20 protein-coding genes and 1 pseudogene are annotated in these 25,877 nt (G+C 64.1%); 11 read left to right on the top strand and 10 right to left on the bottom strand.

What is annotated here, in order from left to right; translation table 11 throughout:
- Positions 1–185, top strand: a pseudogene (locus tag BRAS3843_RS41855) (hypothetical protein); the annotation flags it as partial.
- Between the two features lie 313 nt (positions 186–498).
- On the opposite strand, the gene BRAS3843_RS38715 reads toward BRAS3843_RS41855, so the two are convergent.
- From BRAS3843_RS38715 to BRAS3843_RS00140, 7 genes are all read right to left on the bottom strand, one after another.
- Positions 499–1,074, bottom strand: a complete 576-nt coding sequence (locus BRAS3843_RS38715) for an isoprenylcysteine carboxylmethyltransferase family protein (RefSeq protein ID WP_008966635.1) — start codon at positions 1,072–1,074, stop codon at positions 499–501.
- Positions 1,074–2,024 carry an SMP-30/gluconolactonase/LRE family protein gene (locus BRAS3843_RS00165; RefSeq protein WP_035980414.1) on the bottom strand — a complete coding sequence of 317 codons (951 nt, stop codon included), beginning with the start codon at positions 2,022–2,024 and terminating at the stop codon, positions 1,074–1,076. The genes BRAS3843_RS38715 and BRAS3843_RS00165 overlap by 1 nt, the downstream gene beginning before the upstream one ends.
- Positions 1,984–3,951: a PQQ-dependent sugar dehydrogenase gene (locus BRAS3843_RS00160; protein WP_244425077.1), complete on the bottom strand. Its 1,968-nt coding sequence runs from the start codon at positions 3,949–3,951 to the stop codon at positions 1,984–1,986. Before BRAS3843_RS00160 ends, BRAS3843_RS00165 begins: the two co-directional genes overlap by 41 nt.
- A gap of 177 nt (positions 3,952–4,128) precedes the next feature.
- Entirely contained in the window at positions 4,129–4,719 is a 591-nt protein-coding gene (locus BRAS3843_RS00155; RefSeq protein ID WP_008966632.1) for a sigma-70 family RNA polymerase sigma factor, read from the bottom strand.
- Between the two features lie 78 nt (positions 4,720–4,797).
- A complete protein-coding gene (locus BRAS3843_RS00150; protein WP_008966631.1) occupies positions 4,798–5,448 on the bottom strand; it encodes a ChrR family anti-sigma-E factor in 651 nt (216 codons plus the stop codon).
- Entirely contained in the window at positions 5,445–5,990 is a 546-nt protein-coding gene (locus tag BRAS3843_RS00145; protein WP_008966630.1) for a sigma-70 family RNA polymerase sigma factor, read from the bottom strand. The genes BRAS3843_RS00150 and BRAS3843_RS00145 overlap by 4 nt, the downstream gene beginning before the upstream one ends.
- A 246-nt stretch (positions 5,991–6,236) precedes the next feature.
- Positions 6,237–7,973: a HAMP domain-containing methyl-accepting chemotaxis protein gene (locus BRAS3843_RS00140; protein WP_035980412.1), complete on the bottom strand. Its 1,737-nt coding sequence runs from the start codon at positions 7,971–7,973 to the stop codon at positions 6,237–6,239.
- Positions 7,974–8,325: 352 nt separating this feature from the next.
- Between BRAS3843_RS00140 and BRAS3843_RS00135 the strand changes: the two genes are divergently transcribed.
- The 4 genes from BRAS3843_RS00135 (at position 8,326) to BRAS3843_RS00120 (ending at position 14,880) form a co-directional block, all read left to right on the top strand.
- On the top strand, positions 8,326–9,708 hold the full coding sequence (locus BRAS3843_RS00135) for an ethanolamine ammonia-lyase subunit EutB (RefSeq protein ID WP_008966628.1): 1,383 nt from the start codon (positions 8,326–8,328) through the stop codon (positions 9,706–9,708).
- Between the two features lie 163 nt (positions 9,709–9,871).
- A complete protein-coding gene (locus tag BRAS3843_RS00130) occupies positions 9,872–11,458 on the top strand; it encodes a B12-binding domain-containing radical SAM protein (protein WP_008966627.1) in 1,587 nt (528 codons plus the stop codon).
- Positions 11,459–11,546: 88 nt separating this feature from the next.
- Entirely contained in the window at positions 11,547–12,278 is a 732-nt protein-coding gene (gene eutC, locus BRAS3843_RS00125; protein WP_035980410.1) for an ethanolamine ammonia-lyase subunit EutC, read from the top strand.
- Between the two features lie 244 nt (positions 12,279–12,522).
- The gene (locus BRAS3843_RS00120; RefSeq protein ID WP_008966625.1) at positions 12,523–14,880 is read left to right on the top strand and encodes an MMPL family transporter; all 2,358 of its coding nucleotides are present in this window, start codon (positions 12,523–12,525) and stop codon (positions 14,878–14,880) included.
- A 110-nt stretch (positions 14,881–14,990) separates the two neighbouring features.
- Here the strand turns inward: BRAS3843_RS00120 and BRAS3843_RS00115 are convergent, their stop codons facing one another.
- Complete coding sequence (locus BRAS3843_RS00115) at positions 14,991–15,488, bottom strand: hypothetical protein (protein WP_008966624.1); 498 nt, start codon at positions 15,486–15,488, stop codon at positions 14,991–14,993.
- A gap of 412 nt (positions 15,489–15,900) precedes the next feature.
- Between BRAS3843_RS00115 and BRAS3843_RS00110 the strand changes: the two genes are divergently transcribed.
- The 5 genes from BRAS3843_RS00110 to BRAS3843_RS00090 all read left to right on the top strand — a co-directional run bounded on the left by BRAS3843_RS00110 (position 15,901) and on the right by BRAS3843_RS00090 (position 20,391).
- On the top strand, positions 15,901–16,140 hold the full coding sequence (locus tag BRAS3843_RS00110; RefSeq protein WP_008966623.1) for a hypothetical protein: 240 nt from the start codon (positions 15,901–15,903) through the stop codon (positions 16,138–16,140).
- Between the two features lie 188 nt (positions 16,141–16,328).
- The gene (hpnC, locus tag BRAS3843_RS00105; RefSeq protein ID WP_008966621.1) at positions 16,329–17,207 is read left to right on the top strand and encodes a squalene synthase HpnC; all 879 of its coding nucleotides are present in this window, start codon (positions 16,329–16,331) and stop codon (positions 17,205–17,207) included.
- Positions 17,204–18,043 carry a presqualene diphosphate synthase HpnD gene (hpnD, locus tag BRAS3843_RS00100; protein ID WP_008966620.1) on the top strand — a complete coding sequence of 280 codons (840 nt, stop codon included), beginning with the start codon at positions 17,204–17,206 and terminating at the stop codon, positions 18,041–18,043. The genes hpnC and hpnD overlap by 4 nt, the downstream gene beginning before the upstream one ends.
- The gene (hpnE, locus tag BRAS3843_RS00095; protein WP_008966619.1) at positions 18,043–19,305 is read left to right on the top strand and encodes a hydroxysqualene dehydroxylase HpnE; all 1,263 of its coding nucleotides are present in this window, start codon (positions 18,043–18,045) and stop codon (positions 19,303–19,305) included. The genes hpnD and hpnE overlap by 1 nt, the downstream gene beginning before the upstream one ends.
- A 333-nt stretch (positions 19,306–19,638) precedes the next feature.
- Entirely contained in the window at positions 19,639–20,391 is a 753-nt protein-coding gene (locus BRAS3843_RS00090; RefSeq protein ID WP_083841278.1) for a phosphorylase, read from the top strand.
- A 261-nt stretch (positions 20,392–20,652) separates the two neighbouring features.
- On the opposite strand, the gene hpnH is transcribed toward BRAS3843_RS00090, so the two are convergent.
- Together hpnH and ispH are read right to left on the bottom strand one after the other, a co-directional pair.
- Positions 20,653–21,813: an adenosyl-hopene transferase HpnH gene (gene hpnH / locus BRAS3843_RS00085; RefSeq protein WP_008966617.1), complete on the bottom strand. Its 1,161-nt coding sequence runs from the start codon at positions 21,811–21,813 to the stop codon at positions 20,653–20,655.
- Between the two features lie 34 nt (positions 21,814–21,847).
- Positions 21,848–22,774: a 4-hydroxy-3-methylbut-2-enyl diphosphate reductase gene (gene ispH, locus BRAS3843_RS00080; RefSeq protein WP_008966616.1), complete on the bottom strand. Its 927-nt coding sequence runs from the start codon at positions 22,772–22,774 to the stop codon at positions 21,848–21,850.
- 481 nt (positions 22,775–23,255) lie between these two features.
- On the opposite strand from ispH, the gene BRAS3843_RS00075 reads away from it, so the two are divergent.
- The gene (locus BRAS3843_RS00075) at positions 23,256–25,847 is read left to right on the top strand and encodes an MMPL family transporter (RefSeq protein WP_008966615.1); all 2,592 of its coding nucleotides are present in this window, start codon (positions 23,256–23,258) and stop codon (positions 25,845–25,847) included.
- Positions 25,848–25,877: the final 30 nt, after the last annotated feature.

Here is a 25,877-nt window from a genome sequence, read left to right as displayed (position 1 = left end):
CCCCGCGCGATGGTTTGACGGCTTATACGTGGTCTCCCTGGTGCGCCGGGCTTTCTGGCCACCATTGCCCATGCAATGCGAAGCATTGTCACGCGCGTAATACCAGCGTCGGGGTATCAGGACATCACGACTTCACCGTGCGCACCATGCTGTTCGTCGGCGCGATTGATCACGCTGCAGCCTGATGCGCCCACCGCTCCCCGCGCTCCACGTTCGTGACGATCGCGATCCGCCCCTCTCAATGAGCACGGGATGCCCAACAGAAACATGATTTCTGGAAAAAAGAAATCGAATAATTTTGCGCCGACGGCCTGACTGCCATGATCGAATTGATCGGCTTGGATAAATTAGTTTTTCGGCGTGGGACAATTGAAGGCTCCGGGAGCGCGCTCACAAGCTAGCTTGGCGCTTTACTCGCACAAAATCGGCCGCCATCGATTTGCCCGACGGGCAATCGGAAAACACGGTCTCGTCCAGCGGAGCGCGCCCCAACGGCCATCATAGCAGGAACGGCAGCAGCATCTTTGTCCGCCGCTTGTAAGCCGGATATTGCGCGGGAAACTGCTCGCACATCAGCGCTTCCTCGCGGCGTGCGCAATAGATGAAGTAGGGCACCGACAACAGCAGCACGGGCAGCCACATCAGGCTGTATCCGATCACCGAGCCGAGCAACGCGACGAGGATGCCGGTGTAGATCGGGTGTCGGACAAACGCATAGGGGCCGCCGGTCACCAATTCCGGATCTTCCTTCCGCGACATCGGCATGCCCCAGTTGCGTCCGATATAGACTCGTGCCGCAATCGCGAAGCCGATGCCAAGTCCGGTCAACAACACACCGGTTGCCTGCGCCAGCATGCTGCTCGGATGTTGGCTCAGCGCGGCCTGCAGCGCATGGCGAATGCCGGGGATTTGGACTGCGATGATAATCAGCGGGGCGATCGCCAATCGAATGGCCAGGTGCCGCCACCACCAGCCGGCGTCCCGGATACTGCGCTTGGCGTTCAGGGCCGATACCCCCCAGTAGACGATGAAGACGAGCCAGAGCGCGGGGATGATCCAATGAAAAATCGGCATTAACACGCGCCGCGCTGCAGGCAATGCTCGCGGCCCTCGACATCGGTGCGGAAGGATTCGATGAAGCCGCCCTGGCGCTGGCTGACGAACACCGTCTTGCCGTCCTCGCCGCCGAAGGCGAGGTTGGTCGGCTGTTTCGCCTTCAATGCAATGTCGCGCTGGAGGCGCCCATCCGGTGTCAGCACCGCGATGGCGCCTTTGAGGATGCGGGCCACGAACAACCGGCCGCTGACATCGGTGCGCAGGCCGTCGATCGTATCAGGCTCGAACGTTTTGATCAGCTTCGGCTCGGTGAGCCTGTCGCCTGCGATGGCATAGGACCAGATTTCGCCGCTGTTGGATTCCCCGACATACAGCGTCCGTCCGTCGGGACTGAGATCGATGCCGTTGGTGGTGCCCATCGCGCGTGGCGCGGCCATGACGACCCCCTGCATGTTGCCGCTTGCGTCTCTCATGATCCGCCAGATCTGGCCGCTGCGGCCTTTCCAGTTCGGATCGCTCGCATAGATGGTGCCGTCGCGTGCCAGCGTGATGTCATTCGGCTGGTTCATCTGGTCGGAGTGGAACACGAGCCGCGGCTCGGCGCTGCCGCTCGCGATCGCGAAGATATTGTGCCTCTTATAGTCGGCGACGAACATCGTGCCGCCGGCATCGATGCGGATCGCATTGCCGATGCTGCCGTCGGGCAGTCCGGTGAACAGCTCCGAGGCGGTCGCTTCCGGGGCGAGCTTGCCGATCGTGCCGGGCTTGCCGAGATTGACGACGAACAGATTGCCGTCGCGATCGGCGGCGGGGCCTTCGATGCCGAACGTATATTCGCCTGCCGGCGTGATCTGCCGGCTCTCGAACAGTTTGGTCTGCGTAGGCGCCGCGAGCACCGGCGCCAGCGCAATCAGGAGAGCAGCACCGCTACAGCGGGACCAGAAACTGCTGTTGGATGTAGTAGCCATCATCGTCCGTGCAGGTGCCGTTCAGATACGTGTCGGCCGGCCGGAAGAACCGGCTGAAGCCGGGCTTACCGACAGCGTCCCTTTGTGTCACTACGACGACTTTACCGAACGGAATGTCTCCGCATTCCCGGCCATCGCGTGCGAAGAATTTTCGATGCGGCGGGCCGCCCGATTTGACCCGCATCGGGGTGCCCGGAACCATCTTGGCGACCAGCTGGTCAGCCTGGTCAAGCAGTTTGGCGTAGCCCGGTTCCGTTTTGGGCAGATTTTCGCCGCCAGGCGGCATCAGCCGCTCGGCACCGAGCCCGCGCAGCCGTTGGCGCAACCTGCCAGCCTCGGGATCTCCGGGATAGATCCAGCCATCCTGGGCCAGCATGAAGCGCAGCGCCGCCTGGTCCTTCTCCTGATCGGATTGGCCGGCCTTCAGGCCGAAATCGGAATGGCAGCTCATACAGTGCTTCTCGATCAGGCCCTTGCGCACGGATGTCAGTCGTGCGCGGCTGGCCGCATCGTCGGCGACAAAGCGCGCGAGCTGATCGATCAGCGCCGCACTCCTGGTGTCGCAAGGGAGCGCCGCCGGCGGATCGCCGCTGGTGCGATCGATCCGGATCACGGTCTGGTTCTTGTCCTCGACCAGCCAGATCGCGCCATCAGCGGCGACGGTCATCCCGACCGGCGCACCTTGTGGCCTGATGCCGTTGACGCGGTGCCAGCCCGAGATGATCTCGTCAAAGGCCGCCGCGGGCACGGGACCGGCCTCGGTCTGGAAGGCGCGCGTCGGCTCGGCGGCGCAACTGACGTGATAGCGGACTGGTGCTTCGCTGAGCTTCGGAAAGCCGTGATCGTCGACCTCATAAGCCAAGAGCCGGCTGCCGGTCGGGCGATAGCCATGCAGGCCGATCAGCAGCCTGCCGTCGAGCTCGGGGAATTTGTCGCCCTTGTAGTAGAGCATGCCGAGCGGCGCGCCGTGCGGCGGCAGCAGCGAGAACGGTTGTTTGTAGGTCGCGTTGGTTTTGCAGAAATCCTTGAAAGGCCCGGATTGCAGCACCCGCTTGAATTCGGGGCTCGGCGTCGCGAGGTCGTAGCAATACGGCCAGCCATAATGCCGTCCCCGCTCGAGCGCGTTGATCTCCTCGTTCGGCGCGAAGATGTCCTGCAGGTCGCGGGCGTTCTCGGCTTGCAGGAAGGCGTAGCCGGACTCTGGAAAACGCGGATGCAGCGCCAGCGCCATCGAGTTACGCAAGCCGCGCGCATAGACCTCGTGCGGCGGATTGGGATCGCCGGCTTTGAGCGCCGGAAAGATGCCGCCTTGCGGCGGTGTGAACATCCAGATTGCCGCCAGCGGCGCGTTGCCTTCGGCCGGCGCGCAGGGGCTCGTGATCGGCGCCGGCGTGAGGCAATTGTCGCTGTGCGAACCGACATTGACGAACAGGCGTCCGGTCCGGTCGAACACGAACTGCTTGAGCGGATGCGCGCTTTCCTCGATCTGGGTGCCGTCGGGCAGGGTCAGCCGGCGACCGGGGAGATCGTGAATGATGGTCTCGATCGTCGTCCTGGGTTGTGCGGCCAGCGGATCGAAGCGGAAAATGCTGGTGTCGGTCGAGCCATAGATTTTTCCATCCGGACCGATTGCCAGCGCAAAGGGATAAGAGAGCCGGGTGATGAGCTCCTTGAGGCGGCTGCCCTCTGGCGCAGTCGGATCGAGCAGCAGCAGCCGGCCGTCCTCATGGCCCCAGCCGCCCATGTCGGCGACCACGAACTGCTCCCGTCCCGGGATCTGGACGATCGCGCGCGGGAATTTCAGCCCGTCATCGCGGCTTGCGACCAGGCCGGCGCAGAAGCCGGCCTTCATATCGAGCTGCAGCCTCGGGAATGACGATGCGCCGCTGCCGCATGGCCCGGGGCCCAGCGCATAGCCACTTTTCATGTCGGGTTGCGCCGAAGCGCTACTGGCGACGGCGAGAAGCGCGACGATCAATAGACCAAACTTGATCATGATCGTGCGGACAATGTTCGGCCGGACCAAGCAGACCTCCGCGAATCACCATGTGATGAGCGCAGATTGTACGTCGATCCGACCAGGCCATTGCGACATCGCGGCCACTCACGCCGCGGTCAGCTCGGGCGCCTCGCCCAGGCAATCCTTGCGGACCGCAAGCAGGCTGCGATGCAGCCAGGTCTTGATGGTCCCGACCGGGACGCCGAAGCGCTGCGACAGCCGGGTCCGGCTTTCACCTTCGAGATAGGCCAGTGTCAGCAGCCGCTGCCGCTGCTCCGGCAGACGTGCCAAGGCTTCGCGCGCGAGCGGCTCGGCCCGCGCATAGTCGAAATCGTCAGCGCTCGTGTCGGTCAGATCGGGCACCGACAGCGCCTCGTCCAGTTCGGACATCGGTGCCGCCGCGGCGCGTAACGCATCGATGGCGGTGTTGCGCATGATCGTGCACATCCAGGTGATCGGGGAGGCGCGGGCCGGATCGAAGCTCTTGGCGTGGCGCCAGATCTTCAAATAGCCGTCCTGCAGCACGTCATCGATGTCGGTCGAGGCGGGCAGCAAAGCGCGCACCGTCTTGCGCATCTTGGTCCTGGTCTGCGCGTGGAGCTCGGCGAAGGCCAGTTCATCATGGGCCGCCACGGCCGCCAGCAGCGCACTGAGATGCGCGACACCGCCGCGCCGCTCCAAGAGCTCGGATCGCATCGTCCCTCTCCCTCGATTCTTGTTAGGAAACGAGGGAGGAGCAGCGGTGGATCACCGCGGCGGTCGCGCCGTCATCCTTTAGAGCCGGACGAAGGGGCTGATCAGGCGGCCGAGCAGGCCGTGCATCCGCAAATCGCCGGTCATGGCCACCAGGCAGAGACAGGGGCCTTCATCGCCGACGATCGGGCGATGATCGACCTCGTCATCGCCATAGTCGAAATCGCCAGGACCGTAGCGGCCGCCATCGTGGCTGAAGCTGCCGTGCAGCACCAAAGTGAGCTCGGTGCCGGAATGGGAATGCTCCAGCATCCGCGTGCCCGGTTCGGCACGCAGCAGAAATGCCCGCGACGGGCCGGCGCCGGAGAGCAGGATCGGCCGCATGCTGAGGCCAGGCGCAACGCGCCGGCGCTTGCCGATCTTGCAGCGTTTGACCAGCTCCGGAAGATCCGTCAGCTCGGGATCGGCGCCCGCGGCTTCGTTGATTTGCGGCGCAGCCTTTGGCCTGCTGTCGATGCGCGCCATCACCGCGTCGAACGCGCTGTCCGCCATCGCGACCGGTGGGATCGCCTCGAGCGACGCTCCCGCGAGCTGCTCCACGGCGCGAACGAAGCGCCGGCACCTCGGGCAGTCCGCGACGTGGACGCCGACGACCAGCTGCTCGGCCGCGTCGAGCGCGCCGATGGCGAAGTCGGCCAGCAGGTCTTCGGGCGGGTGATGGCTGATCGTCATGTCGCGTCGTCCAACAGCTCTCTGAGGCGATTCATCGCCAGTCTGATCCTCGATTTCACCGTACCCAGCGGCAGGCCGAGCGCGGCAGCGATCTCCGAATGGGGCCGCTCCTCGATGAACGACAGGCGGATCACCGTGGATTGCTCGGCCGACAATCTTTCGATCGCGGCCGCCACCCGCGCGGTGTCCTCGACCCGCGACACGATCAGATCTGATGCGAGGTTCGGATCGGCTTCATCATCGCGCGCGCTCTCTTGGCCGAGGCGGCCGTCGCGGGCCGCGCGCCGTGCGGCATCGATCCGCAGGTTGCGCGCGATGGTGAAGATCCATGCCGCCGCCCCGGCGCTGGCCGGATCGAACTGGGCGGCCTTGGTCCAGACGGCGACCATGGTTGACTGCGCAATCTCCTCGGCATCATCGGCGTTGGAGCCGGTTTTGATCAGAAATCCCTTGATCCGCGGTCCGAAGTACTCGAACAGGGCCTTGAACGCCGCACGGTCGCCGCGCGATGCGACGCGTCCAATCAGTTCCGCCCAGTCCACGTTCGCGTTCGGCCTTCTGTTCGCGCAGCCCGACCTCACGCCGACCCGCGCCCGCAATGCTCCCCGCCGGGAGGATGCCAGGTTCCATCGTGCGACTCTAGCAGCTCGAATCCCTGTGGTCATCGTCCCGGTATGCCTGTTTCAGAACCGGAACGAATGAGCGCCAAGCTTGGATCACTTTGCCGGCAGAATTTTGTGGCTCGGGCCCGGATCGCCGGGCCAGGCCTATGTCTCGCCGCCTTGTGGTCAGCCCGCCTTCCGCCGGTCCTGCTGCCCGGATGCGCCGGCGCGCAAATTCTGGAAGAACTTCTCGACCTCGCGCGCCAGGCTTGCCGCGGTCGTGTCGAGATCGCCGGATGCCGCAAGCACGGAAGCCGCGGCGCTGCTGGTCTCGCCGATCGCATCGCGCAGCGAGCCGATATTGACCACCAAGGTCTGGTTGCCTTGTGCGGTCGACTGCGCATTGACCGAGATCTCGCGCGTCGCGGTGTCCTGTTGTGCGACCGCGTTGGCGATGTTGGAGGTGATCTCGTTGATGCCGCGCACCGCCCCGCCGATCTCGCGCACGGCCTCGACCGCGGTCTTGGTCGAGGTCTGGATCTGGCCGATATTGGCGCTGATCTCCTCGGTCGCCTTGGCGGTTTGTCCGGCCAAGGCCTTGACCTCGTGGGCGACGACCGCGAAGCCGCGCCCGGCGTCGCCGGCGCGTGCCGCCTCGATGGTGGCGTTCAGCGCCAAGAGGTTGGTCTGCTCGGCGATGGTCTGGATCAGGGTCAGCACCCCGTCAATGCGCTGCGTCGCGGCGGCTAGTCCCTCGATCTCCGAGATGGACCGCTCGGTGCGCTGTCCGGTCTGCTCGACCGCGCCGGCCGATTGCCGGATCTGCCGGCCGATCTCCTCGACCGAGGCCGACAGCTCCTCGGCGGCGCTGGCCACGGCTGAGACGTTGCCGGAGGCCTGCGTGGTGGCGCCGGCTGCGGCCAGCGCACGTTCATTGGCCTCGGTGGTCAGCCGGCTGATTGTCTCGGCGGTCCGGCGCATCGCAACCGCGTTCTGGTTCACTGTCTGCATCACGGTGCCGATCGCCTGCCGGAATTCCTCGACGGCCTGCTCGATGTGGCGGGCGCGCGCTTCGCGGACCTCGGCGTCCTCAGAGACTTGCGCATTGAGGTCGCGGTTATGTGCCATCGCCTCCTGGAATACGCAGATGGCGCGGGCGAGCTCGCCGATTTCGTCGGCGCGCTCGGCATGCGGCACCGTGACGTTCTCGGTGCCGGTCGCGACGTTGCGGATCGTCGCCGTAATCACCGACAGCGGCTTGGCGATCGCGCGCGAGATGATGATGACGCCGGCCACCACCAGCAGCATGGCGAGACCGCCGAGGCCGGTCAGCAGCAGCGAGAATTTCCGGTTGGTCTCGGTGTCCTCGGCAATGCGGCGGCCGCGATCGGCATAGACCTTGGACAGCGATTCGAGATCCTTGTTGAGCGCCGAGCGCACCGAACGATTGGCGTCGTTGTCGCCCCATTCGCGGCCCGCTGCCGGGCTGATCTCGTTGGCGCGGCGCACCAGCTCGGTGCGGAAATCTACGAACTGCTCGATGCGCTTCTTGAAGGTGGCGAATTGCTCGGCGTCATCAGCCTGCACGATGGCGTGCCATTTGGCGACGACGGCGAGAATCTCCTTGTTGAAATTCATGAGCCCTTCGCCGTATTTGCGCACGACGGCGGGATCGGTCGACATATAGACGCCGCGCGATTCCATGACGACGGCATAGACCAGCGAGTTCACGCGCTCGACGTTCAGCGCGGCGAGGTTCGCGGTCTGGATCGCTTGCGTCAGCTCGGACGCCCGACGCGAATTGTAGTCCGACAGCCATGTGATGGCGGCGGTCAAGAACGCAAACAGGGCGAAGATCGCGTAGAGCTTCACCGCAACCGAGTGGCGGCGAGTCATGGCTGGAGTCGACGGGTCGGACATCATGGGGGCGGACATGCGGGCTCCTGTTCCGAGGCCGCAGGCGAGCTCGGGGCGTTGAGCAAAATATGCAATGTGGTCATGGAAAAAACGTTAAGGTGGGTCGTCGCTACCATACAACCATCGTAAGATTGCTTATTAATTTCAAGTGATTGTGGACTGGGCTGAGCTCTGGATCAGGGCTCGACGGCCGGGACGGAAAGGGAGGCGAGGGTGCGGTCTTGCAAACAGCGTCGGCCGAAAAGGACTGGGGTGCGCTGTGCGTCTTGTTTCGCCAAAGCCTTGTTCGGCCATCGCTTGTCCCGGCAAGGCTGATAGGTTTTGAATGCGAAGTCGTCCAAAGACGGATTGAGAGCCAATGGCCTATCGCCACGTCATCGCGTCCACCGTTTACGTCTTCCATGATCTGCGCGATCTCCTGGCCAAGGCGACCCCGCCGCGCTCCGGCGACCGCCTCGCCGGCCTCGCTGCCGAGAGCGCCGAGCAGATGATCGCGGCGCGCATGGCTTTGGCCGACCTGCCGCTCGCACAGTTCCTGCAGGAGCAGGTGATCCCTTATGAAGATGATGAGGTGACGCGGCTGATCGTCGACAGTCACGATGCGGCCGCCTTTGCGCCGCTCGCATCGATGACGGTTGGCGGCTTTCGCGATTTCCTGCTGTCGGATACGGCGACGTCGGACATGCTGGCGTGGCTGGCGCCGGGCATCACGCCGGAGATGGCAGCGGCCGTCTCCAAGCTGATGCGCAACCAGGACCTGATCCTGGCGGCAAAGAAGTGCCAGGTGAAGGCGGCGTTCCGCAACACGATCGGCCTGCCTGGCCGGATGAGTGTGCGCCTGCAGCCGAACCATCCCTTCGATGATGCCAAGGGCATCACCGCCTCGATCCTCGACGGCCTGCTGCTCGGCGCGGGCGACGCCTGCATCGGCATCAATCCCGCAAGCGACGATCCCACGGTTATCGGGGGCCTGCTGCGCCTGTTGGACGAGATCATCGCGCGCGGCGCAATTCCGACCCAAGGCTGCGTGCTGACGCATGTAACGACCACCCTGCGGCTGATCGAGCAGGGCCTGCCGGTCGATCTGGTATTCCAGTCGATCGCCGGTACGGAGGCCGCCAATGCGAGCTTTGGCATCAATCTCGCGCTTCTGCGCGAGGGCTGTGAGGCCGGCCGCGCGCTGCACCGCGGCACCATCGGCGACAATGTCATGTATTTCGAGACCGGGCAGGGCTCGGCGCTGTCGGCCAATGCGCATCACGGTGTCGACCAGCAGACCTGTGAGGCCCGGGCCTACGCGGTGGCGCGCGCCTATCAGCCGCTGCTCGTCAACAGCGTGGTCGGCTTCATCGGGCCGGAATATCTCTACGACGGCAAGGAAATCATCCGCGCCGGCCTGGAGGATCATTTCTGCGGCAAACTGCTTGGCCTGCCGCTCGGGGTCGACATCTGCTACACCAACCATGCCGAGGCCGATCAGGACGACATGGACGTGCTCCTGACCTTGCTCGCCGCCGCCGGCGTCGCCTTCATCATGGGGGTTCCAGGCGCCGATGACGTGATGCTGAACTATCAGTCGACCTCGTTCCAGGACGCACTCTATGTGCGTGATTTGTTCGGCCTCAAGCGCGCCCCGGAATTCGAGGAGTGGCTGGTGCGGATCGGCCTTTGCGACCGGGAGGGCCGGCCTGCGGCTGGCAGCGGGCTGCTACCCGATTTTGCCGCGCGCCTGATCGCCTGATGCCGAGCGAGACTGGTCATCGTTCCACGCGGCATGAACATAAGTTATCCGCCGCGCGTCAAAGCGTCGCGAGATGATCGTCAAATATCCACGAAGAGGTGGCGCGTTGGGCAGCACGGCTTTATGCTGGCCCTGCTTTGCATGATGTCGCAAGGGACGATCGATGAGATTTGAAGGCATCGAGACCGCACGTCGTATTCTTTGCGTGTTTCCGCGCTATACGTCTTCGTTCGGCACGTTTGAATATGCCTATCCGCTGACGGATGGCGTGCAGGCCTTCATGCCGCCGCAGGGGCTGCTTCTGATCGCGGCCTATCTTCCGGAAGCATGGCAGGTCCGCTTCATCGACGAGAACATCCGGCCCGCGAGCAGGGACGACTTCGAATGGGCCGAAGTCGTGTTCGTCAGCGGCATGCACATCCAGCGCCAGCAGATCAATGACGTCGGCCGCCGCGCGCATGAATTCAATCTGCCGGTCGCGCTTGGCGGGCCTTCGGTCAGCGCCTGTCCGGACTACTACCCAAGCTTCGACTATCTTCATGTCGGCGAGCTCGGCGATGCCACCGACGATCTGATCCGGCTGCTGTCGCGCGACGTGTCGCGGCCGGCGCAGCAGGTCGTCTTCACGACCAAAGAGCGCGTGGCCATGACCGATTTCCCGGTCCCGGCCTATGAGCTTGCGGAGGTGAAAAAGTACTTCCTCGGCAGCATCCAATATTCCAGTGGCTGCCCGTACCAGTGCGAGTTCTGTGACATCCCGGGCCTCTATGGCCGCAATCCCCGGATCAAGACGCCGCAGCAGATCATCGCCGAACTCGACAAGCTCCGCGAGTGCGGCGTCAGCGGCTCGGTCTATTTCGTCGACGACAATTTCATCGGCAACCGCAAGGCGACGCTGGACCTGCTCCCGCATCTGATCGAGTGGCAGAAGCGCACCGGCTATGTGATGCGGCTCGCCTGCGAAGCGACGCTCAACATCGCCAAGCGGCCCGAGATCCTGGAGAAGATGAAGGAAGCCTATTTCATCACCATCTTCTGCGGCATCGAGACGCCCGATCCCGATGCGCTGACGGCGATGCAGAAGGACCACAACATGATGGTCCCGATCCTGGAGGGCATCAAGACCATCAACAACTACGGCATGGAGGTGGTGTCCGGCATCATCATGGGGCTCGACACCGACACGCCTGAGACCACGGATGCGCTGCTTCAGTTCATCGCGCAGTCGCACATTCCGCTGCTCACGATCAACCTGCTGCAGGCGCTGCCGAAGACGCCGCTCTGGGACCGCCTGGCGCGGGAGGGCAGGCTGGTCGATGACGACAGTCGCGATTCCAACGTCAAATTCCTGCTGCCCTATGAACAGGTGCTCGAGTCCTGGCGGCGCTGCATGGAGGAGGCCTACGAGCCGGAGAAATTGTTCGCGCGCTTCCAGCACCAGTGCGACCACACCTATTCCAACCGCATCAAGGTCCCCGTCAGTGACGAGATGAAGAGCTGGCCGAATGTCAGGCGCGGCCTCGTGATGATCGCCAAGATCTTCTGGAAGGTCGGCGTGCTCGGCGACTACAAGCGGCCGTTCTGGAGGTTCGCTCTCGGCCAACTCAAGCGCGGCGAGATCGAGAACTTCATCGCGGTATCGCTGATCGCGCACCATCTGATCATGTTCGCGCGCGCTGCCTCCCATGGCCACCAGAACGCCTCGAACTACTCGATCCGGCTGCGCGAGGCCTCGGTTCCCGCCGAATGAGCCACCCGTGACAGAGCCCGTATCAACCCCGGACAAACCGGGGTCGGTCACCCCGGCCTCCGAGCCGTCGCCGGGCAAGCCGCTTTCATTGGCCGATCTGCGGGCCTTGACGCCGGCGCGTCTGGCGCTTGGACGTGCCGGCGCCAGCATGCCAACCCGTCCCTGGCTCGAATTCACCCTCGATCACGCGCGCGCCCGCGATGCGGTGCATGCGGCCTTCGATCCCGCTCCGATCGTCGAAGGGCTATCGCAGCTCGATCTTGCCACGCTCACCGTCGCAAGCCGCGCGGCGAATCGCAGGGATTATCTGAGTCGGCCCGATCTCGGTCGCAGGCTCGATTCGCTCTCAGCGCAGCGGCTCGCGTCGGCGGAGCAGGGGCGTGATGTCGTGATCGTGATCGGCGACGGGCTGTCGCCGAAGGGCGTTCATGCCCATGCCACTCCGCTGGTGCGCGCGCTGCTGCCGCGGCTTGCCGCTGCCGAGATCGCGGTGGGGCCGGTCGTCATCGCGAGCGGCGCCCGGGTCGCGCTCGGCGACGAAATCGGTGAGCTGCTCGGCGCGCGGCTGGTCGCGATGCTGATCGGAGAGCGGCCCGGGCTGTCGGCGCCCGACAGCCTCGGTGCCTATCTCACCTTCGCGCCGCGGATCGGCCGCAGCGATGCCGAGCGGAACTGCGTCTCCAACATCCATCGCGCCGGGCTGAGCTACGACGAGGCCGCGGCCAAGATCGCCTGGCTCGCGCGCGAGGGTTTGAAGCTACAGCTGACCGGGGTGGCGTTGAAAGACGAGAGTGATGGTACGCCGCAACTGCCGGTATGAAAAACGTCGTGGCAGAATCACGACGTATGCGGAAATTATGGGCTCTCTCCGACTTGTGTCACGTTGTGCGCTTGCGAGCGGCGCGACAGACCTGCTAGACGGGCGAAAGAATTTACGTATGTTTTCAAGGCTTAACATCGGCTTTGGGCCATAATGCGGCCAATCAATCTGCGCTGAGCGGCCGCATTTTTGCCATCTCCGCTCAGGCTTGAGCCAGGACCGAGCTTCAACAACTGGACAGGGCATGCTCGAAGTCAGACGCGACAATGAAGTCCATGTCGAAAAGGTCGAGACTCGGCCGCTCGGCAGCATCGCCTTCGGCCTGGAGCGGATCGGTCTGTTCGCCGTCAAGGCCCCGATCATCTCCTGTATCGTGCTGGTCGCCCTGATCATCGGCGCGGTGTTCGGCATCCAGCGCATCAAGATCGACGATTCGCTCAGCCAGCTGTTCCGCTCCGACAGCAAGGAATTCCACCAATATGAAGAGGTGACCAAGAAATTCCCGGCCGAGGAGTTCGATGTCCTGGTCGTGGTCGAAGGCAAGAACCTGCTGACGCGCGACAATCTGCAGAAGCTGCGGGACTTCGTGACTGACCTGCAGCTGGTCGACGGCACCCGCGGCCTGGTCTCGCTGTTCTCGGCCCGTCAGGCGCCGGCGCCCGGCAAGCTGCCGGCGGCGCTGTTTCCGTCCGAGCTTCCCGAAGGCGACGCCTACGACAAATTCATCGAGACGGTGAAATCCAACGAGATCATCCGTGGCAAGCTGCTGTCCGAAGACGGCACGCTGGCGCTGATCGTGCTGTCGCTCGATCCGAAAGTGGTTGCCAGCAGCGAGCTCGGCAAAGTCGTCGGCGACATCCGCAAGCTGATGACCGAGGATCTCGCCGATACCGGCCTCAACGTGCAGCTCTCCGGCGTCCCGGTGATGCAGCTCGAAATCCGCAACGCGGTCGAGCGCGACGGGCTGACCTACAACATCCTCGGCATTCTCGCCGGCTGCATCATCGCCATCATCTTCTTCCGCAAGATCTCCTTCATGGTCGTGGCGGCGTTTCCGCCCATGATCGCGATCCTGCTGGCGCTCGGGGCGCTCGGCTGGGCCAATTTCAATCTCAACATGTTCCTGAACGTGATGACCCCGCTCATCATGGTCATCAGCTTCTCGGACTCGATGCAGCTCACCTTTGCCGCACGCGACCGGCTGATTGCGGGACAGGACAAATACACCGCGTTCAAGAACGCGGTGCTCGTCGTCGGGCCGGCCTGCGTGCTGACCCATGCGACCGCCGGCATTTCCTTCATCGCGCTGCAATTCTCCGATTCCGACCTGATCCGCAAATTCGGCGAGGCGGGGCTCGCCGCGACCATCATCGCTCTGCTCGCGGTGCTGTCGCTGGTGCCGGTGTTCGGCGTGCTGTTCGTGCGCAACGAGCGCATCTTCGCGGTCAAATTCCAGAGCGCGGATGCCGGCGTGCAGGCGCTGCGCAACTTCTGCTACTGGATCGCGGTGCGCATGGTCGGCCGGCCCGGCCTGTTCAGCCTGATCGCGGTCGTGTTCGTCGGCTCGCTCGCCGTGATCTACGCCAATCTCGAGCCGCGCTATCGGCTGGCCGACCAGGTGCCGGACAAGCGGCAGGCGGTGGCCGCCAGCGACCGGCTCGATGCCAAGCTGACCGGTGCCAATCCGGTGAACGTGCTGATCCAGTTTCCGAAGGGCGCCTCGCTCTACGCGCCGGAGACCTTGCAGACGATCGCTGACGTGCATGCCACGGTGGAGAAGACGGCCGGCGTCGGCAATGTGTGGTCGGTGGAGACGTTGCGGCGCTGGCTCGCCGAAAAGGCGGGAAGCGACGACGTCGCAACGCTGAAGGAATACGTCAACCTGATCCCCGAGCATCTGGTGCGCCGCTTCATCGATGCGGAGCAGGACGCGGTCGTGGTCGCAGGCCGTGTGCCTGACCTCGATTCCAGCCAGTTGCTGCCGGTGGTCGACAAGCTCGACCACGAGCTCGATGCGGTCCGGAAGGCACATCCCGGCTATGAGATCGCAGTCACCGGTCTCGCCGCAATCGCCGCGCGCAACTCGGCCAGCATGATCGAGAAGCTGAACCGCGGCCTCACGGTGGAGTTCGCGCTGGTCGCGATGTTCATCGGGCTCGCCTTCCGCTCCTGGGTGGTGATGTTCGCCTGCATCCTGCCGGGCATCTTCCCGGTGGTGATGTCCGGCACCCTGCTATGGGCGATGGGGGAGGGCCTGCAATTCGCCAGCGTGGTGGCGCTCACCGTCTCGTTCGGCCTCGGCCTCTCGGCGACGATCCACTTCCTCAACCGGCTACGGCTGGAAAGCACGCCGGATGTGAGCGCGGCGGTGGCCGTCGAGCGCGCCACGGTGCTGGTCGGCCCCGCGCTGATCCTGACCACCGTGGTGCTGGCCTGCGGCCTCGTGGTGACGGTGTTTTCCGACCTGCCGTCGCTGCGCCTGTTCGGCTGGCTCAGCGCGTTCTCGATGGTGGCGGCACTGGTCGCCGACCTCTTCATCCTGCGGCCGACCGCGATGTTCCTGATCAACATCGCGCAGAAGTTCAATCGCAAGGCGGTTTGAGGCGGCAGCCGAGCGACAGTCTCGGCCTCTGTTTGCGAACCTTGAAAGAGAAGCGGCTCCGACGATATCGGAGCCGCTGTTGCGAGACGTCTTGATGGTCGACCGACCGCTCAGGTCTTCGTCATCGTGATGTTGACGCCGCGGATCTCGCCCTTCGAGCTGATGCTCACGGTCTGCTTGTTGCCGTTGGTCCGCAGCGACAGGCTGGCGGCAAAGCCGGCGGCTTGCACGAACACCTCGATCTGGCCGTGGCCGGCGGTGCCCTGCAGCTCGCCGTTGACGTTACGGCTGGACTCGCTCCAATTGCCGGAGATGCGATCGCCCTGGCTGGTCACGTCGCTGGAGAGAATGAACTTGTAGCTGTCGCTGGCGCATTGCAGGCTCTGCTTCAGGTTTATGCCATCGACCTTGTAGTTGGCCTTGCAGCGGATGCGCTCGGTGGTCCCATCCGACAGCGCAACGGTACCTGTGCCCGACCAGTTGCCGTCGAAGCCGACAAAGGGGCCGCCGGATTGGGCATGGCCAGCGGACACCGACATCATGAGCGCAGCCGAAAGACCTGCTGCCTTGATGGTGCGTCCAGAGAGACTTGAGCCAAACAGTTTCATATCGAGTTTCCCATCCTAAATGACGCTCTTCCGCAAGACATGTCTCGCCGCATCGACCACTTAGTGTCTCCGCCGTGTGTGAGGTTCAAATGACAGCCGGACGGCACGCCGCGATCCGCAAAGCCGCAACACGCCCTCGTGGTTCCGGCGGCGGCGCATCTAACGGTCTGCGCGGCATGCTTGCAACAGCCAAATGCGAAAAACCGCGCCTGTAAAATAATGCCCTAGTATCAAAAGCTTGTTTGTGCGAAGGATCGACCCCCGAGCCGGTTTGGTTCGGAACTTTTGGGCGCAAATCTGGCCGCATTGGGCAGCGTTTCGGGCGCTGGGAGGGCTTGCGGCTCTTGCAAACCGAACGGTCGTTCCCGGACTCTGCGTCGGGCAATGGCCTGCTGTCGAATGAAGGAACACGATGCGTAAGATTTGTCTGGCACTTTCCCTGCTGTCGCTCTCCCTCTCCACCGGCGCTTATGCTCAGGGCGCTGGGCGCAGCGGTACGCCCGAGGAGCAGGCCGCCTGTACGCGTGACGTGCAGAAGTTCTGCCGGCCGGTGATGGATCAGGGCGATTTCACCGTTTTGGCGTGCCTGAAGGAAAACCGCGCCAAGATCAGCCAAGCCTGCGATCAGGTGCTGAAGAACCACAACCAATAAGCCTTAACTCTCCGAGCTTGGGTTAACGACCGCCGGCACGTTCGAAGTGCCGGCGGAGCCGCCCGCGCGCAGTTTGCATTGGTTTTGGCGGAATCTTCGCCTATATGAGACCGGCAAATCCTTCGCGATCGGCGAGGGACGGGCATTGTTGGCCCCCACGCCTGTCAACCTGATAGTTTGTTGTCCCTATGACCACCGCGAGCGATTTGCGATCCGGCAAGACACACCGGGACGAGAACTTTCCGGTGGCCTCCTGGATCATCCGTCCGGAGCACCGGCCGCTGATCCTCGCTTTCTACAATTTCGTCCGCACCGCCGACGACATCGCCGATCATCCCTCGCTTGCGGCGGATGAAAAGCTGCGACTGCTCGACCTGCTCGAGGCCGAGCTTGCGGGGCAGGGCGACACTCAGGACGTGGCGGTCGCGTTGCGCCGCGCCTTCGCTGCTCGCGCGATGCCGCCGCGCCATGCGCTCGATCTCTTGGCCGCTTTCCGCATGGATGTGACGAAGCTGCGCTACGAGAACTGGGACGAGCTCATCCACTACTGCCGCTATTCGGCGATGCCGGTCGGGCGTTTCCTGCTCGATGTGCATGGCGAGAGCATTGCGACCTGGCCTGCCTCCGACGCGATCTGTGCCGCTTTGCAGATCAACAACCATCTTCAGGATTGCGGCAAGGACTACAAGGCGCTCAACCGCGTCTATCTGCCGCGCGACACGCTTGCCGAATTTGGCGCCACGGTCGAGATGCTTGGCGAGCCCAAGGCGTCGGCACCGCTGCTCGCCTGTCTGCACAAGCTTGCTGCGCGCAATGCGGCCTTGCTCGATGAGGGCCGGGACTTGAACAGCGGCGTCAAGGATTTCCGCCTCGGGCTTGAGATTGCCCTGATCCAGGCCTTCGCGGATCGCATCGTGCGCATGTTACGGGAGCGCGACCCCTTGAGCGAACGCGTCCATCTCAGTCCGCTCGAACTGCTCGGCTGCAGCATCAGTGCCATCGCAGGCGAAACTGGCCGCCGCATGCTCGGACGTCATCCTGCGTCGAAATCGGCGGCCGGCGCATGACCCTCGAAGCCACGGCCGAAACCACCGACTACGAAGCCGCCGCCTCCGGCAGCTCGTTCTACGCCGCAATGCGGATCCTGCCGCGCGCGCAGCGCCAGGCGATGCTGCAGATCTACAGCTTCTGCCGACAGGTCGACGACATCGCCGATTCCGACGGACCGCGCGAGGAGCGGCTGGCCGCGCTGCAGCGCTGGCGCGACGATATCGACGCGCTGTATCAGGGCCATCCGCCGCAGCGGCTGCGCGACTTCGTCGATACTGTCAGGACGTTTGGGCTGAAGCGCGAGGACTTTCTGGCCATCATCGACGGCATGGAAATGGACGTGCCGCAGGACATTCGCGCGCCGGACTTCGCCACTCTCGATCTCTATTGCGACCGGGTGGCCAGTGCAGTCGGGCGCTTGTCGGTGCGCGTGTTCGGCATGCCTGAGGAAGACGGCATCCTGCTCGCGCACCATCTGGGGCGCGCGCTGCAGCTCACCAACATCCTGCGCGACATCGATGAGGATGCGCAACTCGGCAGGCTCTATCTGCCGCGCGAGGCGCTGCTGCATGCCGGCATTACCGGTAACGACCCCGCCAAGGTGACCGCCGACCGCGCGCTGCCAAAGGTCTGCAATTCGCTTGCGGTGCACGCCAAGGCGCATTTCGAGAAATCCGACGAGATCATGAAGCGCAACCGCCGCCGCGCGGTGCGGGCGCCGCGGATCATGTCGAAATACTACCGCGCCGTGCTCGATCTCTTGCTCGCTCGCGGCTTTGCGCTCCCGCGCGAGCCGGTGCGCGTGAGCAAGGCCACCAAGCTCGGCATCATCCTCCGCTACGCTTTGATCTGATGCAGAAAACCGCCCACATCATCGGCGCCGGGATCTCCGGCCTTTCGGCCGGCGTGCGGCTCGCCAATTCCGGCTATGTCGTGCATGTCCACGAGGCGACGCAGCAGATCGGCGGCCGCTGCCGCTCCTACTACGACGCCGCGACCGATCTCGTGATCGACAATGGCAACCACCTGCTGCTGTCCGCCAACCATCATGTGCTTGCTTACGCCAAGACGATCGGGTCTGAGGCCGGCCTGGTCGGACCAAAGCAGGCGCAGTTTGCCTTCGTCGATATCAGGACCGACCAGCGCTGGCTGCTCGATCTCGGCAACGGCCGGCTGCCGCTCTGGGTGTTCGACGAGAGCCGGCGCGTGCCGGATACCGCCTTGCGCGATTATCTCGCGCTGTCTCCGCTGATCTGGGCCGGCACGGACAAGACGATCGGCAGCACCATCGCCTGCAAGGGCACGCTGTATGACCGCCTGGTGCAGCCGCTACTGCTGGCGGCGCTCAACTGCGATCCGCCGGAGGGGTCGGCGGGGCTGGCCGGCGCGATCGTCCGCGAGACCCTGCTCGCCGGTGGGCAGGCCTGCCGGCCGCTGATCGCGCGTGACGGTCTGTCCGGTGTCCTGATTGATCCGGCGGTGAAGTATCTCGAAGGGAAGGGCGGCAGCGTTCGCATCGGTCGCGAACTGCGGGGCTTGCAGAGTTCTGGCGGCAGCGTCACGGGACTCACCTTCGGCGGCGACGAGACGATCGCTTTGGGGCCGGACGATGTGGTCGTGCTGGCGGTGCCGCCGCGCCCGGCCGCGACCTTGCTGCCGGGACTGAAGGTGCCGACCAAATTCCGCGCCATCGTCAACGCGCATTTCAGGATCGACCCGCCGCGCGATGCGCCGCCGATTCTCGGTGTGATCGGGGGATTGGTCGAATGGCTGTTCGCATTCCCGCAACGGCTGTCGGTGACCATCAGCAATGGCGACCGCTTGGTTGATCAGCCGCGCGAGGAGCTTGCCTCCGCGATCTGGGCCGACGTCCGCAAGGCGGCCGGGGGTCCGGCAGAGCTGCCGGCCCAACTGCCGCCCTGGCAGATCGTGCGCGAGCGGCGGGCCACCTTCGAGGCGACGCCGGAGCAGAACGCGCTCCGCCCAGGCCCGAAGACGGCGTTCAAGAATCTGGCTCTGGCCGGCGATTGGACCGATACCGGGTTACCGGCCACCATCGAGGGTTCGGTGCGTTCCGGCGACCGTGCCGCGGACCTCATCCTGGCCAGCCGCTGAACCGTCGGTGCGGCTGCGCCACATTGGGGCCGATTCGGTCTCGTAAAAGCACGGCAGGGCAGGCTGCGGCGGCATGAGCTTTGCTTGGCTCCGCCACGGGGCGAGGCTAGCTGCCGCAATCCCGTGCCTTCGTGGCGGCGCAGGACCAAATGGCAACACCGGGCGAAAAACGCATGTCGGATAACCGCACTGCGGCGTAAACGGGGTTTCCTGGCGGATTTTTTCTGCGTAATTCTCAGGTTTGTGAATGCTTTCCCGCGTCGGACGCCGGCGCGGTCGAGAGCTTGGGATGAGAGATAGCAGGGTGTCAGGGGTCGGATTGTGAAGTTGGGGATGGGGGACAGAACGTCCGCGGATCGCCCGATTGATCCGCGACCGGTCTTGGTTGTGACTGGTCTGGTGCAGGAAGCCCGCATTGCGGCCGGTCCTGGAATGATGGTCATCTGCAGCTCGAGCGATCCGCAGCAATTGCGCTCGCTGCTGACCGTGTTCGACCCGACCTCGATCCGCGGCGTCATCAGTTTTGGCGTGGCCGGCGGCCTCGACCCGTCGTTGAAGGCCGGCGACATCGTGGTGGCGACGGAGGTCACCGCAGGCGACGCACGCTGGCTGGCCGGGCTGTCCTTGAGCGAAGCTCATATCGCGCGCGCGGCCTTGGGGCGGCGCCGGGTGGTGCGCGGCGTGCTGGCCGGGGCGGAAGAGGTCGTCGTGGCGCAGGCCCGCAAGGCGGCGCTGCGGAGGAGCACAGGCGCCGCTGCGGTCGATATGGAGAGCCATATCGCCGCCGCTTACGCCACCGAGTGCGGCCTGCCGTTCGCGGCGCTGCGGGTAATCTCTGATCCCGCCCATCGGACGCTGCCGTCGCTGGCCAAGGATGCGATCAAGCCCAACGGGGACATCGACCTGCCCTTGATCCTGCGCGGGGTGGCGCGCAATCCGCGCGTGCTGCGCGGATTGGTCTCGACCGGCATCGAGTTCAATCTGGCGCTGCGGTCGCTGCGGGGAGCCCGCGACTTCCTGCTGAGCAGCCTGTTGGGGGCTGACGCATTTGCCGAGACCGAGGCGCTGGCTGCCGCGGAGGCGTGAGGTCCTCCGCGCTACGTTAGAGCGCGGTGCGACTGATCGATCGCGCAACAACCGTGACGGCGTTTAGCCATTCTCTCCCGGAAGTGGAAAGGGCGGAGATAGCTCGGGTCGGATCAGAGCGTCGGGCGCCAGCAAGACGGCGCAGCGACAAATAAGCAGCGGCAAAAATAAGCAGCGACAAATGAAAAAGGCCGCCGACTCGCCGAGATCATCTCGACGCGTCGGCGGCCCGTGTTATTTCCAGAGGCTTGGCGTACGCGCTTAGGCGGCCGTGGACGCCTTGCGCTGCTGGGCGTTCTGCGCTTCCAGCTCTTCATCCTTGCGGATCTCGGACAGGCGCTTCTGCACCTCCGCCGAGAACACATATTGTGCCGGGCGCTGCTTGGAGAGATCGATCTCCGGCGCCATCGGGCCCTCCGTCTTGATGCCGCGCAAGCTGACCCACATCGCCTTCAGCGGGTTGGTGAGCGCGGCATTCGCCGCGGTGGCCTCATAGCCGCAATGGGCCATGCAGTCGGCGCACTTTTCATATTTGCCGGTGCCGTAGGTGTCCCAGTCGGTGGTCTCCATCAGCTCCTTGAAGGTCTTGGTGTAGCCTTCACCGAGCAAATAGCAGGGCTTCTGCCAGCCGAAGATGTTGCGGGCCGGCATGCCCCAGGGCGTGCACTCGAATTCCTGGTTGCCGGCGAGGAAGTCCAGGAACAGGCCGGAATGCATGAAATTCCACTTCTTGCCCTTGCCGCGCGCGAACACGTCGCGGAACAGCTGCTTGGTCTTGGTCCGGTTCAGGAAGTGCTCCTGGTCGGGCGCGCGCTCATAGGCATAGCCGGGCGACATCGTCACGCCGACGCCGAGCTCGGTGGTGAAGTCGAGGAATTTCGCGATCTCCTCGGCCGGATGGCCGTCGAAGACGGTGGCATTGACGTTGACGGTGAAGCCGCGCGCCTTGGCCGCCTTGATCGCGGACACGGCGCGGTCGAACACGCCCTTCTGCGACACGGCTTTGTCATGGTGCTCGCGCAGGCCATCCAGATGGACCGAGAAGAACAGATAGGGCGATGGCTCGAACAGATCGAGCTTCTTCTCGAGCAGCAGCGCGTTGGTGCACAGCGAGACGAACTTCTTGCGCGCCACCAGGCCGCGCACGATCTCGCCGATCTCCTTGTGGATCAGCGGTTCGCCGCCCGGGATCGCCACCATCGGTGCGCCGCATTCGTCGGCGGCGTCCCAGCACTCCTGCGCGGTCATCCGACGGTTCAGGATCGCGTCGGGGTAGTCGATCTTGCCGCAGCCGGCGCAGGCGAGATTGCAGCGGAACAGCGGCTCCAGCATGAGGACCAGCGGATAGCGTTTGCGGCCGAGAAGCTTCTGCTTCATCAGATAGGCCCCGATGCGCAGTTCCTTGTGAAAGGGGATTGCCATTACGTGTCTTCTTTCTGGACCAAACCGATTAGGATCAGCCCGCGACCAGCTCGGCCGGCAGGCGGAATTCGATGTTTTCTTCCCGTCCCGGGAGCACCGAGACCTCGACCGGTCCGATGCGCCGCAGGGCCTCGATGACGTCGTCGACAAGGACCTCTGGCGCCGAGGCGCCGGCGGTGATGCCGACAGCCCTGGCTTCCTTCAGCCATTCAGGATTGAGTTCGCTCCCGTCTGCGATCAGATAGCTGGCGACACCGGCCTCGGAGCCTATCTCGCGCAGTCTGTTCGAGTTGGAGCTATTGGCGGCGCCCACCACCAAAATCACATCCACCAGCTTAGATAGGTCCCTTACCGCAGATTGGCGGTTCTGTGTCGCATAGCAGATATCCCGGATATCCGGGCCTTGAATGTCTGTAAAGCGCGCTTGCAGGGCGGCGATGATGTCTTTGGTGTCATCAACGCTGAGTGTGGTTTGCGTGATATAGGCCATTGGCCGATCGGTGGGCATCGGCAGGGCCGCCACATCCGCCTCGTTCTGGACCAGGTAGACCGGTCCGGGGACCTGTCCCATGGTGCCTTCGACTTCGGGATGGCCGGCGTGGCCGATCAGCACCAGGGTACGGCCCTTGGACATGTACCGTTTGCCTTGGTTGTGGACCTTCGTTACAAGCGGGCAGGTTGCATTGAGCACCGGCAGTCCGCGCGCCGCCGCTTCCTCCTCCACCGAGCGCGCGACGCCATGGGCGCTGAACACGGTCACCGCGAGCGGCGGCACTTCCGAGAGATCCTCGACGAAGATCGCGCCTTTGTTCTTCAGGCTCTCGACCACGTATTTGTTGTGCACGATCTCGTGGCGCACATAGACGGGCGGCCCGTACTTCTCCAGCGCGCGCTCCACGATCTCGATCGCGCGCACAACTCCTGCGCAAAACCCGCGCGGCTGCGCGAGATACACCTGCATCGGACGTCCGTTAGCCACGTTGCCTCACTTTCAACAACCGATCACCTCTGTACGCCCGTAGCGATGCTGCCGAACTGACGCCGACCGAAAGTGCAATATCCGCACCAGTCGGACACGCCCCAGTTCTGCCATTCACCGGCCACCTAAGCGCATGGAAGCACAGGGCTTGTGTCAAAATTTCAGGAAAGTGGAAAGGCCGATTGCAAATCGGTCGCATGTGATCAAAAACACACAGGGACGATTGTGGTATTATATTAAGTAGAAATATTATAAGCAAATAGAAGTCTTTAGGGCCTCACCCGTTCGTCACTTTACCGCCGAACATCGCCGCTATATCAGCCGCCCCGGCGACCCCATCCGTTCGTGCTGATCCGGTCCGCCTTCCGCAACAGAACCTCGTCCTGTTGGGCTAGCTCAGACCGTGGAACTCCGATAGGCAGCGGACGTTTCCGCCGAGCTCAAAACATGAGAAAGTCAAGAAGTGCTGACAAGTATTGTCGTCTCGATCGTTAGGGCCTGCACGCGCTTCGCATGGCCGACACTGATTGCGGGACTCGTCCTTGCGGTGGCCGCCGGATTTTATACGGCGCATCATTTCGTCATCAATACCGACATCAACACGTTGATCTCGTCCAATCTGGATTGGCGGCAGCGCGACCAGCAATATGAGCAGGCCTTCGATCGCGATCGGACCATCCTCGCCGTCGTCGAGGCGGCCTCGCCTGAGCTGACCGGTGTTGCGGCCAACGCGCTGGTGCAGAAGCTGAAGGACGACACCACCCACTTCTCCTCGGTCGAGCCGCTCGGCACCGGCGAGTTCTTCGCCAGGAATGGCCTGTTGTTTCTGCCGACCGACGAGGTCAAGCAGATCACGGACCAGTTCACGTCGGCCGCGCCGCTGATCGAGATCATGGCCGGTGATCCGTCGATCCGCGGCCTCACCGGCGCGCTGGAGACGGGCCTTGCCGGTGTCAAGCGCGGTCAGGTCAAGCTCGACAGCACGGCACGGCCGTTCGACTACATCTCCGAAACGGTGGAAACCGTGCTGAACAAGGGAGACGCCACGTTCTCCTGGCGCCAGCTGGTCAGCGACAAGCCGCTCTCGGACAGCGACAAGCGCGCCTTCATCCAGTTCAAACCGGTGCTCGACTATCAGGCCCTGGAGCCGGGGAAGGCGGCCACCGACGCCATTCGCCAGGCCGCGGCCGAGCTCGATTTCGCCGGCAAGTATAGGGCGCGGGTGCGCCTGACCGGGCCGGTGCCGATCGCCAACGAGGAATACGCGACCGTGCAGGAGGGCGCCGTCACCAACGGGATCGGCACGGTCGTGGTCGTGCTGGTCATCCTCTGGCTGGCGTTGCACTCGGCCAAGATCATCTCGGCCGTGTTCGTCAACCTGTTCATCGGGCTGTCCCTCACCACAGCGGTTGGGCTGATGATGGTGGGGTCGCTGAACCTCTTGTCGGTGGCGTTTGCGGTGCTGTTCATCGGTCTCGGCGTCGATTTCGGCATCCAGTTCAGCGTGCGCTACCGCTCCGAGCGCTACAAGAACGACAATCTGCCGGAGGCGCTGGCGGAAGCTGCGCGGCGCTCGGCGGTGCCGCTGTCGTTGGCGGCGATGGCCACCGCCGCCGGCTTCCTCTGCTTCCTGCCGACCGACTACAAGGGCATTTCCGAGCTCGGCGAGATCGCCGGCGCCGGCATGCTGATCGCGTTCCTCTCTTCGATCACGGTCCTGCCGGCGTTCTTGAAGATCCTGAATCCGCCGGGTGAGAAGGAGCCGGTGGGCTATGCCTTCCTGGCGCCGCTCGACAATTTCCTGGAGAAGCACCGGGTGCCGATCATCGTCGGCACCCTGGCCGTGGTGATCGCGGGCCTGCCGCTGCTCTACTTCATGAAGTTCGACTTCAACCCGATGAACCTGCGCAACCCCAACGCGGAATCGATCGCGACCTATCTCGACCTGCGCAAGGATCCGAACACCGGGGCCAACGCGATCGACGTGCTGACGCATTCGGAGGACGAGGCCAGGGCGATCGAGGCCAGGCTGTCGAAGCTGCCCGAAGTGGCACGCGTGACCTCGCTCAACAGTTTCGTGCCTGAGGACCAGCCGACCAAGCTGAAGCTGATCGCGCAGGGCGCGAAGGTGTTGGGGCCTGCCCTCAATCCCGATCAGATCGACGCCCCACCGACCGACCAGGAGAATGTCGAGGCGCTCAACTCGACGGTCGATAATCTGCGGCGGACGGCAGGCGACGGCAAAGGACCGGGCGCGGTGGCGTCCCGCCGTCTGGCCGACGCGCTGGCGAAGCTCGCATCCGGCAATGAGGCCGTGCGCAACAAGGCGCAGGCGGTGTTCGTCGAGCCGCTCCGCATCGTGCTGGAGCAGCTGAATATGTCGCTCCAGGCCCAGCCCGTCAGCCTCAACAACCTGCCTCCCGAGTTGGTCTCGCAGTGGAAGAGCAAGGACGGCCTGATCCGGGTCGAGGCGGAGCCGAAGGGCGATCCGAACGACAATGACAATCTGCGGCGTTTCGCCAATGCAGTTCTTGCCGCGGAGCCGACCGCGATCGGCGGTCCGGTGTCGATCCTCAAATCCGGCGACACCATCGTGCGGGCGTTCATCCACGCCGGTATCTATGCGCTGGTCGTGATCAGCCTGCTGCTATGGGTCACGCTGCGGCGCTTCACCGACGTGCTGATGACGATCGTGCCGCTGCTGGTCGCGGGGGCGGTCACGCTCGAGATCTGCGTGCTGATTCGGTTGCCGCTCAATTTCGCCAATATCGTCGCGCTGCCGCTGCTGCTCGGCATCGGCGTGGCGTTCAAGATTTATTACGTGGTGGCGTGGCGGTCGGGCCGGACCAACCTGTTGCAGACCAGCCTCACGCGCGCGATCTTCTTCAGCGCGCTGACGACAGCGACGGCCTTCGGCAGCCTGTGGCTGTCGAGCCATCCCGGCACGTCCAGCATGGGCAAGCTGCTGGCGCTGTCGCTGCTGACCACGTTGGCCGCGGTGCTGCTGTTCCAGCCGGCGCTGATGGGCAAGCCGCGCGTGATCAAAGAACATTAGCGGCAAAGATGAGCGGCCGAGGTCCTCGGC

The organism is Bradyrhizobium sp. STM 3843 (assembly GCF_000239815.1).
Taxonomy (GTDB): domain Bacteria; phylum Pseudomonadota; class Alphaproteobacteria; order Rhizobiales; family Xanthobacteraceae; genus Bradyrhizobium.
This window is presented reverse-complemented; position numbering and strand designations above follow the sequence as displayed.

Excerpts from the sequence above, each read along its gene's own strand:
- BRAS3843_RS38715 (WP_008966635.1), bottom strand. The coding sequence starts at position 1,074 with ATGCCGATTTTTCATTGGATCATCCCCGCGCTCTGGCTCGTCTTCATC.
- BRAS3843_RS00165 (WP_035980414.1), bottom strand. The coding sequence starts at position 2,024 with ATGGCTACTACATCCAACAGCAGTTTCTGGTCCCGCTGTAGCGGTGCT.
- BRAS3843_RS00160 (WP_244425077.1), bottom strand. The coding sequence starts at position 3,951 with ATGAAAAGTGGCTATGCGCTGGGCCCCGGGCCATGCGGCAGCGGCGCA.
- BRAS3843_RS00155 (WP_008966632.1), bottom strand. The coding sequence starts at position 4,719 with ATGCGATCCGAGCTCTTGGAGCGGCGCGGCGGTGTCGCGCATCTCAGT.
- BRAS3843_RS00150 (WP_008966631.1), bottom strand. The coding sequence starts at position 5,448 with ATGACGATCAGCCATCACCCGCCCGAAGACCTGCTGGCCGACTTCGCC.
- BRAS3843_RS00140 (WP_035980412.1), bottom strand. The coding sequence starts at position 7,973 with ATGATGTCCGACCCGTCGACTCCAGCCATGACTCGCCGCCACTCGGTT.
- BRAS3843_RS00135 (WP_008966628.1), top strand. The coding sequence starts at position 8,326 with ATGGCCTATCGCCACGTCATCGCGTCCACCGTTTACGTCTTCCATGAT.
- BRAS3843_RS00130 (WP_008966627.1), top strand. The coding sequence starts at position 9,872 with ATGAGATTTGAAGGCATCGAGACCGCACGTCGTATTCTTTGCGTGTTT.
- BRAS3843_RS00120 (WP_008966625.1), top strand. The coding sequence starts at position 12,523 with ATGCTCGAAGTCAGACGCGACAATGAAGTCCATGTCGAAAAGGTCGAG.
- BRAS3843_RS00115 (WP_008966624.1), bottom strand. The coding sequence starts at position 15,488 with ATGAAACTGTTTGGCTCAAGTCTCTCTGGACGCACCATCAAGGCAGCA.
- BRAS3843_RS00110 (WP_008966623.1), top strand. The coding sequence starts at position 15,901 with ATGCGTAAGATTTGTCTGGCACTTTCCCTGCTGTCGCTCTCCCTCTCC.
- hpnC (WP_008966621.1), top strand. The coding sequence starts at position 16,329 with ATGACCACCGCGAGCGATTTGCGATCCGGCAAGACACACCGGGACGAG.
- hpnD (WP_008966620.1), top strand. The coding sequence starts at position 17,204 with ATGACCCTCGAAGCCACGGCCGAAACCACCGACTACGAAGCCGCCGCC.
- hpnE (WP_008966619.1), top strand. The coding sequence starts at position 18,043 with ATGCAGAAAACCGCCCACATCATCGGCGCCGGGATCTCCGGCCTTTCG.
- BRAS3843_RS00090 (WP_083841278.1), top strand. The coding sequence starts at position 19,639 with ATGGGGGACAGAACGTCCGCGGATCGCCCGATTGATCCGCGACCGGTC.
- hpnH (WP_008966617.1), bottom strand. The coding sequence starts at position 21,813 with ATGGCAATCCCCTTTCACAAGGAACTGCGCATCGGGGCCTATCTGATG.
- ispH (WP_008966616.1), bottom strand. The coding sequence starts at position 22,774 with ATGCAGGTGTATCTCGCGCAGCCGCGCGGGTTTTGCGCAGGAGTTGTG.